Genomic DNA, 14,816 nt, shown 5'->3' with positions numbered 1-14,816 from the left:
CACACCGTGGAGCGGGCGTGGTTCAGGGCGTCAAGGTGGAGCGCGCCACTGTACGAACGACCTTGACGCCCTGGGCCGCGTCTGCTCGGCTCTGCCTGGGTCGATGGTGGACGGGATGGGAGCCCCGCGCACGCCACAGCGGGTCCGCAGGCGGAAACGGCGCCCCCTCCATCCCGGTGCCGGCCGATCCCCCGCCGGAGGCATCGTCTTGACCGTAGGCCGCTCTGTGCGGTGATCGACTCATGGCCTTCGGCCCCTATCCACATGCGGGCGCGCGTCGGCGGCGGCAGCGCCGAGCGGGCCGAAGGCAGGAGCGCGGGCGCAGCCAGAGCCGGGAAGCGCGCCCGGCGGAGCGGAGCGCAGCCGGGTGCCTTGATGAGGTAGAGAAACTTGTAACAGCTCAGGGATGCGCGTCCGCCCGGTCGGCAAGCTGCTTCAGCTCCGGGGGCGCCGTGCGACCGGCGAAAAGGAGAAGGTCCCGGATTGTGTCCCTGGCGGCTACGTGGGTGTGGATGAGGTCGGGGGACAACTCCTCCGCGTCCAGCAACGCCCCCAGCGCTTCACCGACTTGCCGCCGCTGCGCATAAGCGCGGCCAAGGTCCATCTTCAGTCGGGCTCGACGCTCCAACGAAAGTGCAGACGTATCGAGGGCAGTACCCACCTCGATGGCCTCGCCGGCATCCCCTAGCTCGACTGCGATCGATACGGCTTGGATCTCTACATTGGTCGGCCCGAACTCCAGATTGAAGTCGTTCCGATCCTCTCCCAGCCTGACGCCGACCTGTCGCGCCCTCTTCATCTCCTGCCGCGCCCGGGTTCGGTCTCCAGCGCGCGCATGGATAAGGGCCAACGCTAGGTGTAGAGCCCCGATCACCGACAGCGCCTCAGGCTCTGCACCCTCGTCGTAGTACCGTTCCAGCGCGTTCAGGGCCGTAGTGGCTGAGTGCTCGGCCTGGTCAAGGTGCTTGAGCCGCACGAACGCCTGAGACAACCTGAAGATGCTGGCGAACACATCCAGGGTGTTACCCGATTCCTCTGCCGCTCGGATGGCGCGATCCGCCGCGACCCATGCGGCATCCGCCTCGTCCTGCCGTACGAACGCTGCGGCGAGGGCTTGGTAAGTCCGGCTTAGCAGACCCCAAAGCCTTCCTCGCTCGCTCGGCGTGGCCGTACGGGCCGCACGCTCGATCCGGGGCACCAGTGGCCCCAGCATGCAGCTCAATTCCGCGAACTCATTGGCGTGGGTCAGCTCCCACACCCGGTCAACCGCACGTTGCAGCTCTTCCACGTTGGCGGGACCGGGGCTGGCCGCACCCAGAACAACCTCGGGGACGGCATGTCCCGAGATAACCAATCGGGCCTGGTCGAGATCATTCGGAAGCTCGACCGAAGGTTCCTCCACCGGTGCTTGCACCGGTGCATCTGCTCGCAGTTCCTGCACGGAGACACCAAGGCCGTCCGCCAGCAAGCGCAGAACATCCAAGCGGTTGACCGGTTGGATACCCCGCTCAACCTGGGAAAGCCAACTTGCAGTGCGACCGATCTCGGCTGCCAACTGCTTCTGCGTGAGGCCGCGCTCCTCGCGAAAGCGGGCGACTCGGGCACCAAAAGCCCGCCGTTCCTCCGGAGTCACACCCACACCCCGGCGGCGTCCCGACTCTCGATGAAAGTGACGGAGAAGTCTGTCACGTACTTCTCCCGCTCCGCCAAGAAGTGGCGGGTGTGCTCCTGCTGCTCGTGCTGATCAAACGCCGCTCGATCCGCGTACAGCTCGTAGAACACTCGGGTGTTGGGCTCCTCCAGCACGGTGTGCACGACGTATGCCAGGGTGCCGGGCTCGTGGGCACGGATGCCCTTGAGGGTCTCCTCCACCAAAGCGTCGAAGCTTCTCGCCGCCTCTGCATCGCGCAGGTTGAACCGGACGACGAGGCCAAAACCGCTGGTCATGTGGTCCTCCTTAGGTGTCGCTCTCAGAGTCCCAGAGATTTAGCTGCACTGCTACTCACAGAACTTCTTGACTCGCAGTTTTTCTGCGCCTACCTTCGTAGGGAAGCTGCGACCCAGTGCTATTGGGTCTGACTCAAGGAGTGCTCTATGCCGTCCTTCAAGATCGATCTCTCGACCGCCATCGTGTTCGTGGCGACGCCGCCGGAAGCGAAGATGGTCAACAAGAGGACCGGTGAGCGGGCCGTGGACCGGGACAACCCGAGCGTGGGCTTGTCCACGGTGGGTCTGCTGGTCTCGGACGAGGGAGAGGGCAACCTCTACCAGGTGACCGTGCCGGAGACGGGTGTCCCGCAGGATCTGGCGCCGGGTACGCCGGTGGCGGTGACCGGGCTCAAGGCGCGGGACTGGGAGAACGAGTTCAACGGTCAGAAGCGGCACGGCATCTCGTTCCGCGCGGTCGCGGTCACCCCGCTGGGGGCCTGATCATGTCTGACCTGACGCTGTGGCTGGAGGCCACGGGAGCGTTAGCGGGCGCCGGTGGTATGGGCTACGCCAAGCAGCGGGCCCCGCGCGTGTACTGGTCGATGGTCGGACTGCCGGTGACGTGGGGCCGGTTCACCTGGTCGTACCGCTCCACGATGGAGGTGTGCGGCCTGACGGTTCAGCCGGCGGGTTTCCGTGCCTTCATGACCCGCAACCTGGCCCGTCGCGAGGTTCGGCCGATGCCCCCGAAGGTCCGCCGGGTCCGCCCGGTGTCGACCGGACTGCGCGTCACCTTGCGCCTTCCGGCCGGCCTGGAACCCGCCGATGTGGCCACCTCCTGTGAACGGCTGCGCCACGCATTCGGCGTGCAGTCGGTCACCGTCGTGGAGACCAAGCCCGGCTTTGTGGAACTGCGGATGACGGGCTATGACGTGTTGCGCCGGGTCCGTCTGCCGCGCAAGGCGCAGCCTCGTGACCTGGTGGTTCCGGTGGCGCTGCGGGAAGACGGCACGGTCTTTGAGCGGGACTATCGCACGGTCCCCATGGCGCTGACCTTGGGCGCGAACTCCTCGGGCAAGTCCATGTATCAGCGCGTCCTGGTCAAGGGCTTGGCGCAGCTCCCGGTGGGGCTGATCGGCATCGACTGCAAGCGCGGTGTTGAGCACAGCCGATACCTGCCGCGTCTGTCGGCCCTGGCCACTGATCCGGACATGGCCGGTCGCTTGATCAACGTTCTCGTTGCGGAGATGGAAGAGCGCTTCGATCTCCTCGCGCTCTATGGCGTCTCGGACGTGTGGGACCTGCCCGCCCACCTGCGGCCCGTGCCCCTGGTCGTCCTGATCGATGAGGTCGCGGAACTGTTCTTCGTCACCTCGAAGAAGGACGAGCCGGCGCGCGACCGGACCGTCATGCAACTGGTTCGGCTGGGTCAGATGGCCCGTGCGGTCGGCATGTACCTGGAGGTTTGCGGGCAGCGCTTCGGCTCCGATCTCGGCAGGGGTGCCACTGCCTTGCGTGCGCAGCTCACAGGCCGTGTCGTCCACCGCGTCAATGACAAGGCGACCGCCGAGATGGGTCTGGGTGACATCGCCCCTGACGCGGTGATGGCCGCGACCTCGATCCGGGTGGACCGCCCCGGCATCGCGGTGGCCGGCGACACCTCTGGCGGCTGGTCTCGCATCCGCACCCCTGAGACCAGTGCGGCGGAAGTGGCGGCCGTGTGCCGGGACTTCGCTCACCTCACCCCGGATCTGCCGTTCCTCGCCCCGTTTCGGCCGGTCGCCCGGACGGTCCCGCCCATGCCCGTCGTGCCCCCGCTGGTGTCCCCGCAGCTCTGACCCCGGAAAGGGGAATCGCTCATGGCTCCGCGCGTACGCAAGACCACCAAGCCTCGCCCCACCCCGACGTGCCCGGACTGCGACGGCAAGGGCGAGACCACCGAAGCCGTCCGGGTCGGCTCCCGCAGAAGCCGTGTCACCGAGCACCGGCAAACCGCGATGTGCCTGTCCTGCCTCGGCACCGGCGAAGCCCCCGACACCGACTGAACTGCCCGGGCCGGGCCGCCGGACATCTGATCCCCGCCCCGCCCCGGCTCGACCCCCGCGAAGGGAGGTGAAGCCGTGTTCCGCTCGATCCGCATTGACGCCGTACTGATCCAGGCCGTGATTGCCGGTGCGCTGTCCTTCGCCCACCTGCACGACCTGGCCGAAGCCGCCGGACAGACCGGTTGGAAGGCGTGGGCCTACCCCGTCTCCGTCGACCTGCTCCTGGTCGCCGTGTGGCGCCGGCTGCGCACCGACCGTTCCAAGCTGGCTTGGGTCTGGTTCCTGGTCGCCCTCATCGCCTCACTCGGCGCGAACATCGCCACCGCCGGACTCCTCGACCTGAATCACGTCCCGGCATGGCTGCGCATCCTCGTCGCCGGCTGGCCCGCGCTCGCCTTCCTCGGCGGCACCCTGCTCGCTCACAGCCCGACTGACCACGCGCTGCCCCCGGAGCCCGTTCCCCCGCCGGTGCCAGTGGTCGACCGCCCCGAGCCCGCCGAACCCGCACACGAGGTGTTGCCGGTCCCGGAGCCCGCACCGGCCCTGCCGGAAGCCCCGCCCCCGCCCTTGGCCGTGCCGCCGGCGTTGGTGGACCACGCCCGCAAGGTCGCCACCGAGCACCGCACCCGCACCGGTAGGGACATCGACACCGCCACCCTGCGCGTTCGCCTCAGCATCCCGGAAGACCTCGCCGGCGCCATCGTCGCCCAACTCGCCTGAAGGGAGGTGACCCCATGCGCCCGAACCGCTTCTACGACGTGGTCCGCATCGGCCCCGTGCAGGTCGGCACGTTCAGCAACGGCCGTGGCCAGATCAAACACACCGCCGCCTGCACCGCACCGAAATGCGGCTTTTCCAACGAGTACCGAGACCGTTCCGCCGCCGAACTCGCCGCCCGTACCCATCGCTGCACGGCCTGAGAAGGAGCGCCGTTCCATGAAGCTGCCCGACGAGCAGTTCCGCGCCGGACACCTCCCCACCGAGTTGTATCGGCAGATCCCGCCCGGCACCGACATGGGCAGGGTCGTGATCGTGCAGGAGGCGCCCCGCTCCTACAAGGGCCCCATCCTGCTCACCCTGTCCATCACCGCCGGAACCGTGCTGGTCCTACTGGTGGCCGCCTTCGTCGCCCAGATCATCGCCGCATCGATCATCGCGGTTCTCTCGGCAAGCTGCGGTCTCGGCTACACGTTCAGCCGCGCCAACCGCAGCACCCGGCCCGGCCGCGCGATCAAGGGGCGTTCGCGTGCTCCGCGTCGTCGGCCCTCACGCTCCCGGCCCGCACGGCCCAAGAACGCCTATCGCAAGTAACACCCTCCGGGGCGGCCTCAACCGCCAAGTTTCCGCCGCCCCGGACGGCTCCACCCCTCCAGATCCAACGGACCCGAAAGGGAAGTCCCATCATGGCCCAGTTCACCCCTGCCCGTCGCATCTGCCGCGACTGCGACGGCTTCGCCACCGCCGCCATCACCACCGGCGACCGCCACCGCGACGGCACCCGCGTGACCGTCACGGCCACCTGCCGCCCCTGCAACGGCACCGGCCACGCCCTCCCGGCCGCCGCGCTCACCCGCGCCGGACGGTGACCCGAGCATGACTGCCACCGCCACCATGGCGGGCCTGGACCCGGCCACCCTCACCGACGTACTCAGGGTGGCCGGCTCCCCCGGCTTCGACCGCCTCCAAGACCAGATCCGCCGTACCGGCGGCTGCTCCGACCCGATCCACCTGCAAGGCACGACCGTCACCCGCGACCGCGCCACCGGCCAGGCGCTGTTCTCCTACTCCACCGACGCCGAACCCGGCGGCCGGCTGCGGATCGCCTGTGGAAACCGCCGCGCCTCCCGCTGCCCCTCCTGCGCCTGGACCTATGCGGGGGACACCTACCACTTGATCCGCGCCGGACTCACCGGTGACCCCACCAAGGGCACCCCGCACACCGTGCGCGATCACCCCCGCGTCTTCGCCACCCTCACGGCCCCCAGCTTCGGCCCCGTCCACAACCGCCCCGGCAACCGTCCCTGCCGCTGTGGCACCCGCCACCCAGAAGACGTCCCGGAGCTGGGCACTCCGCTCGACCCCGAGACCTACGACTACGCGGGCGCCGTGCTGTGGAACAACCACGCCTCCGAACTGTGGCGCTTCTTCACCATCTACCTGCGCCGCGAGATCGCCAAGCGGGCCGGACTCACGCAGAAGGCCGCTCGCGAACAGTCCCGGCTCTCCTTCGGCAAGGTCGCGGAGTACCAGAAGCGCGGTGCCGTCCACTTCCATGCCGTCATCCGCTTCGACGGACCCGAAGGACCCGACACCCCGCCCCCGCACTGGGCCACCCTGCAACTGCTCACCGACGCCATCCACGCCGCAGCCGTACGCGTCACCGTCGACGTACCCCCGGCCGGCGGCCAACCGGCCCGCACCCTGCGGTGGGGCACCCAACTCGACGTGCAACCCATCGGCGCCTTCGGCAACGGCGAAGACCTCACCGAACAAGCCGTCGCCTCCTACGTCGCCAAGTACGCCACCAAAGCCGCCGAGACCACCGGCACCGTCGACCGCCGCATCGGCAACAAAGAGGCCCTGACCTTACTCGGCGTGCCTGACCACCCCGGCCGGCTCATCGCCACATGCCTCGACCTGCACGCCCTCTACCCGGACCGCAAGCTCCGCGACTGGGCCCACATGCTCGGCTTCCGCGGCCACTTCAGCTCGAAATCCCGCCGCTACTCCACCACCCTCGGCGCCCTCCGACAGGTCCGCGCCAACTACCGCACCGCGCAACAACGCGCCGCCCTCGGCCTCCCCGACCCCGACGAGCACCCCGAGGCGACCACGCTCACCCTCGCTCACTGGACCTACGCCGGACACGGCCACACCCCCGGCGAATCCTGGCTCGCCGCCAACATCCGCCGCGACATCGCCCAGAACCGTGAACTCGCCCGCGAAGCCCTGCAAGACGAATGGCCCTCGGAAGGAGCCGTCGCATGACCACGGTAGTGATCCAACGGAAGTGGTACACCACGGCGGAGGTCGCGGCGATGCTCGGCTACGGCCTCTCCAAGACCAAGATGCTCGTACTGACCGGTGAGATCCGTTCCATCAAGGATGGCCGCAACCGCCGAATCCTCCCCCGCTACGTGGACGAATACGTCGAACGCCGTGCCCGCGAGGCCGAAGGAGTGCTGGCATGAGCGGCAAGCGCGGCAACGGTGAGGGCTCGATCTACCCGTACAAGAACGGCTTCGCCGCCTACGTCTGGGTAACCAAGCCGGACGGCAAACGGGCCCGGAAGTACGCCTACGGCAAGACGCGCGAAGAGGTTCACGAGAAGTGGCTCAACCTCCACGCGGAGGCGAAGAAGGGGCCGGTCGCCACTCGGCACCGCACCGTCTCCGCCTTCCTGGCGTACTGGCTCGACTCGATCGTCAAGCCGAACCTCGCCCCACTGTCGTACATCTCGTACGAGGGCTGCGTGCGCCTCTACATCGCCCCCTACCTCGGAACCAAGCGGCTGGACCGGCTGACCGTCCGGGACGTGCGGGAGTGGCTGACCAAGCTCGCCACCGTCTGTCAGTGCTGCGCTCAGGGCAAGGACGCGAAGCGGGCCCCGGCTCGCCGCAAGTGCTGCGCGGTCGGGGAGTGCTGTGAGGCGTACCCGTCCCGCCGGGTCATCCAGGCTTCTCGCGATGCCCTGCGGGCGGCCCTGACGCACGCGGTCTCCGAGGAAGAGATCAGTAAGAACGTCGCCTCTCTGGTGAAGGTGCCGAAGCCGCGCCGCCGACGCATCAAGCCGTGGTCCGTCGCGGAAGCCGGCCAGTTCCTCACCGACGCCGCTGCCCGGGACGATCACTTGTTCGCCGCGTGGATGCTGGTGCTCTGCCTCGGCCTGCGCCGTGGCGAGGTCCTCGGCCTGACGTGGAAGTCTGTCGACTTCGAGAATGGCGAGCTGTACGTCGACCACCAGATCCAGCGCGCCGGCCGCCAGATCCTGCACCGTGAGACCAAGACGGAGGACTCGGACGACTTCCTGCCGCTGCCCGCGCTGTGCCTGAAGGCTCTCCGGATGCGCCGCGCCCAGCAGGAAGGCGACCGTCGCGCCGCCGGTGACGCCTGGCAGGACGGTCACGGCCTGATCTTCACGACGAAGTACGGCACCCCGATCGAGCCGGGCAACATGACCCGCATGTTCGCGCTCCGGGCTCGCCGCGCCGGCCTGCGTGTGATCCCGCTGCGAAACACCCGGCACACATGCAGCTCGCTCCTGGTCGCCCTGAAGGTGCACCCGAAGGTGGCGCAACGCATCCTTCGACACTCGCAGATCGCCATGACGATGGAGGTCTACGCGGAGGCGAGCGAGGAAGAGGTGCGCTCGGCACTTGATCAACTGTCCGGCGCGATGGACGGCAGCGGTTAGCGCGGTTGCGGTACTTCGCTGCTGTACGGGCAACGCAAGAGGCCCCCGGATGATCTCCGGGGGCCTCTCACCTGTGTGCACTCGGCAGGATTCGAACCTGCAACCTTCTGATCCGTAGTCAGATGCTCTATCCGTTAAGCTACGAGTGCTTGTGCTTCCGGGGTTTTTTCTGCCCCGTCGGCGTTGCGAGAACAACATTACATGACCTGCGCCGTGAGGCGAAATCCGTTTCCCAAACCGCCTCTGAGCTGGGGAAACAGCCTTCGGAGCGCCAGGGTCGCCCCGCCGTGGACCGTCCGGACGCGGCCGGACCGCGTCCGGAAACGATCGAAGTCCCACCGGAAACGACCGAAGCCCCGGTCGCGGACGACCGGGGCTTCGGGTTCACAGCGCGGAGGCGGAGGGATTTGAACCCTCGATGGGCTTTAAGGCCCAAACCGCATTAGCAGTGCGGCGCCATAGACCGGACTAGGCGACGCCTCCAGCTTGCACATCCTGCGCGAGCGCGGGGGTGCGTGCAGATGATGACACAGCCAGGCGGCGTGCCACCAATCGCGTCCTCCACGGTACTAGCCGCGCGGCCCGCAGGGCAAAGCCGCCGCCCGGCCCGGCGGTCCGGCGGCGCCACCCCGCAACGTAAGGCGGCGAGCGGCGTTAAAGGCGGTGGACCGACCCGTCGGCCCGCCCGTACCGACGACCGACGAACCCGTGGAGCTCTCATGCTGCGCCGCCTCGTTCTCACCGCCGCCGCCTCCGCCGCCGCGCTCTCCGTCACGCCCGTCACCGCGCACGCCACCGACCACGCCGAGACCCCGGTCGACCGGCTGACGATCACCGTCTCCGACTCGGGGGGCGACGGCGAGGGAACGTACGAACTGAAGTGCCACCCCACGGGCGGCACGCATCCGGCCGCCGCCCAGGCGTGCGCCCGGCTGGACGAGGTCACCGTCTACGGCACCGACCCGTTCGCACCGGTGGCGCCCGACACGATGTGCACCATGCAGTACGGCGGTCCCGCCACCGCGCACATCAAGGGCACGTGGCAGGGCCGCCCCGTCGACGCGACGTACTCCCGTGGCGACGGCTGCGAGATCTCGCGCTGGGACCGCATGGCCCCCGTGCTCCCCCGCACCTCGTGAACGCCCTCACCGCGCGCGTACAAACGCCACTCCACCGCGCGAGTACAGGGGAACGAGGACATGAGAAGAGGGGGAGCACCGCGCCCTCCCGTGACCTGGGCGGTACCGAAAACTCACAAGGTCTGCGTGCGACCTCCCTCTCATCCGGCGCCGCACCGGCAACCGCGCCCCGTAGACTCCCTCCCGTGACACGCCACGGGCCGAGGGGCAAGATGGCCTGAGCGGGTCGGCAAGCAGCGGTAACCAGGGAGGAAGCGTCGTCGTGAGCAGCAGGCCATCCCGAGGCGCTGCTCGCCTCGCAGCCATACTCGACGCGCTCCCGGACGCCCTGGTGCTCGTCAACGCCAACGGCACCGTCGTGAACGCCAACGCCATCGCGCTGGAGGCCTTCGAGACGCCGGGTACCGCCCTCGTGGGACGCGGTCTGCTCGATCTGCTCCCGGAGTTCGACTCCCGGCTCATCCCCGGCTCCATGCGGCGCCCGGACACCATCGACGAGCGCGGGCGCACCAAGCCCACCCGGATGACCGCCCGGCGCACGGACGGCACCGAGTTCCCCGTCGAGGTGACCAGCTCCCCGCTGGAGGACGGCAGGCACGCGTACGACGCCCACGGGTACACGGGCGACGAACTGCTCATGCTCGTCGTACGGGACCTTTCGGGCACCGTGGACACCGAGGCCGAACTCGCGCGCTCCCAGCGGCAGACGGAGATGATCCTGCGGGCCGCCGCCGAGGGCGTCGTCGGCACGGACACCGACGGCCGGGTCGTCCTCGTCAATCCGGCCGCCGCCCAGATACTGGGTTTCCGGGCGAGCGACCTCGGCGGGCGGGAACTGCATCCGCTGGTCCTGCACTCGCGCGCCGACGGCGAACCCTTCCCCTATGAGGAGTCCCCGCTCGCCGACACCCTCCGCTCCGGCCGCAAGCACCGTGTGCGCGGGCAGGTCCTGTGGTCCAAGAGCGGCGCCAAGGTCCCGGTCGACCTGACGACGTCACCGGTGCGCGACGGGGACCAACTGGTCGGCGCGGTGATGACGTTCACCGACCGCAGGCCCTACGACGAGCTGGCCGAGAAGCACGAGGCCGCCCTGACCCGGCACGCGGAGGAACTGCGCGCGCTCACCGAACGGCACGCCGAGGAGATCAAGGCGGCGCAGGAGCGGCGCGCCGAGGAGATCAAGGCCGCCGAGGAGCAGCGGGCCGAGGAACTCGCCGCCGAGAAGGAGCGGTACGCCTCGCTCGCCGAGCGCGAGAAGGACCGCTTCGAGGAGCTGGCCGAGCGCGAGACGACGCGGTACGAGGCGCTGTCCGCCCGGCACGAGCAGCTGCTCTCCGTCCTCGGCTCCTCCCTGCGCGGCCCCTTGGACGAGCTGCGCCGCGAACTCGCCGCGCTCGCCTCGGACGACGCGGGCCAGCTGTGGCCCGAGGCCAACCAGGTCCTGCACCACCTGTCCGCCGGATACGCGCGGATGACGACGCTCGTCGACAACGTCCTCGGCTTCCAGCGGCTCGACGCGGGCGAGGAGCGACTCTCCCTCACGACGGCCATGCTCGACGCGGTCGTCGCCGCCGGCGTGGAGGGCGCGGTCGAGCTGATCGGGCCGGGGCGGGCGCAGTTCGCCGTGCACGCACCGCCGATGGAGATCGTGGTTGACGCCGAGCGGCTCGCCACGGCGCTGGCCCACCTCGTCGCGGACGTGGCGGGCATCGACGCGACGGGCAACACGCGCGCGGACGTCGGTGCCGTCACGGCGGGCGGTTACGTCGACTCGACCATCGTGGTGGCCGCCGCCCAGCGCGGCGAGGTCGTCCGCATCGAGGTGCGGGGGCCCTACGCCGGCGGGGACCCGGTGCACGAGCCGATCGTGCGCGGCATCGTGCGCGCCCACGGAGGCGTACTCCAGACGCACGAGGTGCCGGGCACGAGCGGCAGCGCGTACGTCCTCGAAGTACCGGTCAGCGGCGGCTCCACGGAGAGCGCCGGTTCCGGGGCGAGCCCTACGGAGAAGGCCGGTTCCGGCGCGGTCGCGGTGCCCCAGCAGGGGGCGCCCTCCGCCGGTGGCGGGCGCCGGCGGGCTCGGCGTCCCTCGGTGGACTCGTTCCTGGAGAGCGGTGTTCCGGTTCCGGCGGCCCCGGGTGCCGCCGAGGTCGCCGACGGCCCCGGTGGAGCCGGCGGTACGGAGAGCGGGATGCCCGCCGCGGCGACCGGTACGGGGCGGCGCAGGGGGCGGCGTGCGGCAGAGGCGGCCGCCGGTCCGGCTCCCGTCCCGGGGGCGGCCTCCGGCCTGACTCCTGATGCTGCCTCTGCCCCTGTTTCCGAGTCCGGCCCGGGCTCTGTCGCCGGTTCTTCCGAGGGTGCCGCCCATGAGGGCAGCGATGCCGACGCGGGCCCTTCGGGCGGTACGGGGCGGCGGCGCGGGCGGCCGAGTGCCGCCGAGGGCTCCGTGATGACGGCGGCCGAACACGCGGCCGGGTCGGCGGCGTTGGGGCAGACCGTCCCGCCGCAGGGCGTTCCGGTCCCGGCGAGCGGGACCGGGCGGCGCGCACGGCGGGCGGGGGAGCAGCACGCGCTGCCCGCGCTGGCCTCGGGGCCGTCCGAGACGTACGGCGGCGCCCCCGGCGCGGAACTCGCCGCCGTGGAGTCCGGTCACGGTGAGACCGGGCGGCCCACGGGGCGGCGGGCTCGTCGCGCGCTGGCCGCCGCCAAGGAGCGGGCCGCCGCCGAGGAGGCGAACAGCGGGCGCGTCTTCGCGCTGCCTCCGGCCGCGGCCGATCGCGTCCCCTCCGGTGCGGAGGGTGCCGCTCAGGAGCGTGCCGCTCAGGTGCACGCCGTGCAGGAGCATGCCGTTCAGGCACACGCCGTTCAGGAGCATGCCGCCCAGGTGCGTGCCGCTCACGGGGCGGTGAGCCCGCTGGGCCACGCTGTGCTGAACCAGGGCGCGGTCGCCGCGGCCCAGGGTGTGGTGGACCAGGACCTCATCGGGCTCCGCCCGGGCGCGGGCCTGGGTGAGGGGCAGGTTCCGGTTCCGGGCCAGGGCCAGGGGCGGGTGCCCGTGCCGGGCCAGGACCAGGTTCCGGGGCAGGCCCAGGGCCAAGGGCGGGTCCCCGTTCCGGGGCAGGGTCAGGGCCAGGTTCCGGGGCAGGGTCAGGGGCGAGGTGGCGTCGGCCATGCCGTGGTGAATCAGGCCCCCGCGCGCCAGGCACCCGGGTCCCAGGGTGTGCCTCAGGGCGACGTCGACACGGGCGCCGTGGGACCGACGTACCCGGCTGCTCCGGGTGTCACGGGCACCGGGCAGCACGGCGGCTCGGTGGCGCAGGGTCAGGTTCCGCGTAGCGGCCCCGTTCCGCAGGGTCCCGCGCCTCATGGCGGCCCCGTACCAGAGGGCCCTCTTCCGCACGGCACTCCCGCCCACGGCACCCCCGCGCACGGCACGGCCCCGCAAACCCCCGTCGTGCCCGGTACCGCGCCCGGCACCACGCCCGTCGGCGCGGGCGAGGACCAGACCCCGGCGCAGCCGCATCCCCTCCAGGCCCCGGCGGGTCGCCGCTCCCGCCGACCGGTCGCCCCGCAGCCGCCGACTCCGGAGAGCCCCACGGCTCCCACCGGCCCGGTGACCCCGCAAACACCACAGGCCCCGCAGGCACCCCAAACACCGCAGGCCCCGAGCGCCCCCACGCCCCCGCCCGCCCCGGCCCGCCCCGCCCCGGGCAGTCCCGGCACGCCCGCCCACGGCATCCCCGCCGCCCCCGGCGCCCAGCGCGGCCACCGGACCGCCGAGCCGGGGCCGCTGCCCGCTCCCCAGCCCTGGCCCGACGGCACGACGCCGCCCACCGGCGTGCCCGCGCAGGGCGGCGCGCCGTCCTCCGGCACCCCCGCCCAGGGCGTGGTGACGCCCCCCGCGGACACGGCGCTGCCGCCCGAGCACGGCGCGCAGCCGAGGGCGGCCCAGCCGCTGCCCGCCGAGGCCGCGCCCGGTGACCCCAACTCGACGCAGGGGCGTGCCTTCAGCGTGCGGACGCTCGGACAGGGCGTGCCGTTCGGCCGGCAGCTCCCCGAACAACAGCAGGGCCGTCCGACGGGCACCCCCCGGACCCCGCAGCCGGATCAGGCCGCCGCGGCCGCCATGCCGCAGGCGCCGCACCCGGCCCCTGGCCAGATCCCGGCTCAGGCACCGGGCCCCCAGGCCCCCCAGGAAGGCCCCGCCGCCCCGCCGCAGTCGCAGACCCTCGGCGGCTCCGGGCGCCGGCGCCGGCTGGCCACGCCCCCGGAGCCGACGGGCGAGGACCGCCCCGAGAACTCGGCGCGGCCGCACCCGCAGCCCCAGCCGCACACCTCGCCCCCCGGGCACCCCCAGTCCCGGCTCGCCTCGCCGACGGAGGGCGCCGGACGTTCGTACGCGATAGGCGCTCCGGACCGGAACGCGGACGAGGGCCCGGAGCCGCTGGACGGCCCCGGAGGCGCGGTCGAGGTCGCGAACCGGCCCCAGCCCCGGCCGATGGACGACGAACTGCCGCCCGAGCCGCTGGACAACCCGCGCCGCCTCCTGGTGTGGCCCGCGCCCGATGTCACCACGCAGCAGGCGCTCAGCGACCGCGGCTACCGACCGGTGATCGTCCACTCGCGCGAGGAGGTCGACGCCCAGATCGCGGCGTTCCCCGCCGCGCTGTTCGTCGATCCGCTGACCGGGCCGATCACCCGCACGGCGTTGCAGTCGCTGCGCCAGGCCGCGGTGGCCGCCGAGGTGCCCGTGCTGGTCACGGCGGGACTCGGCCAGGCGACGCGCGAGGCGGCGTACGGCGCCGACCCCGCCGTACTCCTGAAGGCCCTCGCGCCGCGCGACAGCGAGCAGCACCCGCCGCGGGTCCTGCTCATCGAGGAGCACGAGGAGATCGCGCTGGCCCTGACCGCCACGCTGGAGCGGCGGGGCATGCAGGTCGGGCGGGCCGCGAGCGACGCGGACGCCGTGACGCTCGCGGCGCGGATGCGTCCCAACCTCGTGGTGATGGACCTGCTCCAGGTGCGCCGCCGCAGGGCCGGCATCATCGACTGGCTGCGCGCGAACGGGCAGCTGAACCGCACTCCGCTGGTCGTCTACACCGCCGCCGTCGACAAGACGGAGCTGCCGCGGCTCGCGGCCGGCGAGACGGTGCTCTTCCTCGCGGAGCGCTCCACGAGCACCGAGGTGCAGAGCCGCATCGTGGACCTGCTGGCGAAGATCGGCACCAACTGACGTACGCCGCGCAGGCGACGCACGTCGGTCGGTGGCGGTCCCGCCCGCCCCGGGGC

General features: G+C 71.4%; 14 protein-coding genes and 2 tRNA genes. 12 read left to right on the top strand and 4 right to left on the bottom strand.

The window, feature by feature from the left end; all coding sequences use genetic code 11:
• Positions 1–400: 400 nt before the first annotated feature.
• Together ACZ5GP_RS14675 and ACZ5GP_RS14670 are read right to left on the bottom strand one after the other, a co-directional pair.
• The gene (locus tag ACZ5GP_RS14675; RefSeq protein ID WP_468751186.1) at positions 401–1,633 is read right to left on the bottom strand and encodes a helix-turn-helix domain-containing protein; all 1,233 of its coding nucleotides are present in this window, start codon (positions 1,631–1,633) and stop codon (positions 401–403) included.
• Positions 1,630–1,947: a putative quinol monooxygenase gene (locus tag ACZ5GP_RS14670; RefSeq protein ID WP_468751185.1), complete on the bottom strand. Its 318-nt coding sequence runs from the start codon at positions 1,945–1,947 to the stop codon at positions 1,630–1,632. The genes ACZ5GP_RS14675 and ACZ5GP_RS14670 overlap by 4 nt, the downstream gene beginning before the upstream one ends.
• A 147-nt stretch (positions 1,948–2,094) precedes the next feature.
• Here ACZ5GP_RS14670 and ACZ5GP_RS14665 point away from each other — a divergent pair, with 147 nt between their 5' ends.
• The 10 genes from ACZ5GP_RS14665 (at position 2,095) to ACZ5GP_RS14620 (ending at position 8,388) form a co-directional block, all read left to right on the top strand.
• A complete protein-coding gene (locus tag ACZ5GP_RS14665; RefSeq protein ID WP_398119480.1) occupies positions 2,095–2,430 on the top strand; it encodes an SCO3933 family regulatory protein in 336 nt (111 codons plus the stop codon).
• 2 nt (positions 2,431–2,432) lie between these two features.
• Positions 2,433–3,767, top strand: coding sequence for an FtsK/SpoIIIE domain-containing protein (locus ACZ5GP_RS14660; RefSeq protein WP_468751184.1), 1,335 nt, complete (start codon positions 2,433–2,435; stop codon positions 3,765–3,767).
• Between the two features lie 21 nt (positions 3,768–3,788).
• Positions 3,789–3,974: a hypothetical protein gene (locus ACZ5GP_RS14655; protein ID WP_468751183.1), complete on the top strand. Its 186-nt coding sequence runs from the start codon at positions 3,789–3,791 to the stop codon at positions 3,972–3,974.
• A 75-nt stretch (positions 3,975–4,049) separates the two neighbouring features.
• Positions 4,050–4,694: a DUF2637 domain-containing protein gene (locus ACZ5GP_RS14650; RefSeq protein WP_468751182.1), complete on the top strand. Its 645-nt coding sequence runs from the start codon at positions 4,050–4,052 to the stop codon at positions 4,692–4,694.
• A gap of 14 nt (positions 4,695–4,708) precedes the next feature.
• A complete protein-coding gene (locus ACZ5GP_RS14645) occupies positions 4,709–4,894 on the top strand; it encodes a mobile element transfer protein (protein ID WP_468751181.1) in 186 nt (61 codons plus the stop codon).
• 16 nt (positions 4,895–4,910) lie between these two features.
• Positions 4,911–5,285, top strand: coding sequence for a hypothetical protein (locus tag ACZ5GP_RS14640; protein WP_468751180.1), 375 nt, complete (start codon positions 4,911–4,913; stop codon positions 5,283–5,285).
• A 92-nt stretch (positions 5,286–5,377) separates the two neighbouring features.
• On the top strand, positions 5,378–5,560 hold the full coding sequence (locus ACZ5GP_RS14635) for a hypothetical protein (protein WP_468751179.1): 183 nt from the start codon (positions 5,378–5,380) through the stop codon (positions 5,558–5,560).
• A 7-nt stretch (positions 5,561–5,567) separates the two neighbouring features.
• Positions 5,568–6,962 carry a replication initiator protein RepSA gene (gene repSA / locus ACZ5GP_RS14630; RefSeq protein ID WP_468751178.1) on the top strand — a complete coding sequence of 465 codons (1,395 nt, stop codon included), beginning with the start codon at positions 5,568–5,570 and terminating at the stop codon, positions 6,960–6,962.
• On the top strand, positions 6,959–7,165 hold the full coding sequence (locus ACZ5GP_RS14625; RefSeq protein WP_468751177.1) for a helix-turn-helix domain-containing protein: 207 nt from the start codon (positions 6,959–6,961) through the stop codon (positions 7,163–7,165). The genes repSA and ACZ5GP_RS14625 overlap by 4 nt, the downstream gene beginning before the upstream one ends.
• Positions 7,162–8,388, top strand: a complete 1,227-nt coding sequence (locus ACZ5GP_RS14620; protein WP_468751176.1) for a site-specific integrase — start codon at positions 7,162–7,164, stop codon at positions 8,386–8,388. The genes ACZ5GP_RS14625 and ACZ5GP_RS14620 overlap by 4 nt, the downstream gene beginning before the upstream one ends.
• 76 nt (positions 8,389–8,464) lie before the next feature.
• Here the strand turns inward: ACZ5GP_RS14620 and ACZ5GP_RS14615 are convergent.
• Together ACZ5GP_RS14615 and ACZ5GP_RS14610 are read right to left on the bottom strand one after the other, a co-directional pair.
• Positions 8,465–8,537, bottom strand: a tRNA-Arg gene (locus tag ACZ5GP_RS14615).
• A gap of 243 nt (positions 8,538–8,780) precedes the next feature.
• A tRNA-Ser gene (locus tag ACZ5GP_RS14610) sits at positions 8,781–8,871 on the bottom strand.
• Positions 8,872–9,107: 236 nt separating this feature from the next.
• Between ACZ5GP_RS14610 and ACZ5GP_RS14605 the strand changes: the two genes are divergently transcribed.
• Together ACZ5GP_RS14605 and ACZ5GP_RS14600 are read left to right on the top strand one after the other, a co-directional pair.
• Positions 9,108–9,527: an SSI family serine proteinase inhibitor gene (locus ACZ5GP_RS14605; protein WP_468751175.1), complete on the top strand. Its 420-nt coding sequence runs from the start codon at positions 9,108–9,110 to the stop codon at positions 9,525–9,527.
• A gap of 262 nt (positions 9,528–9,789) precedes the next feature.
• Positions 9,790–14,760 (top strand): PAS domain-containing protein, encoded by a 4,971-nt coding sequence (locus ACZ5GP_RS14600; RefSeq protein ID WP_468751174.1) that lies wholly within the window; start codon positions 9,790–9,792, stop codon positions 14,758–14,760.
• The last annotated feature ends 56 nt before the right edge of the window (positions 14,761–14,816 follow it).

It is taken from the genome of Streptomyces sp. NPDC031466, from assembly GCF_055581265.1.
This window is presented reverse-complemented; position numbering and strand designations above follow the sequence as displayed.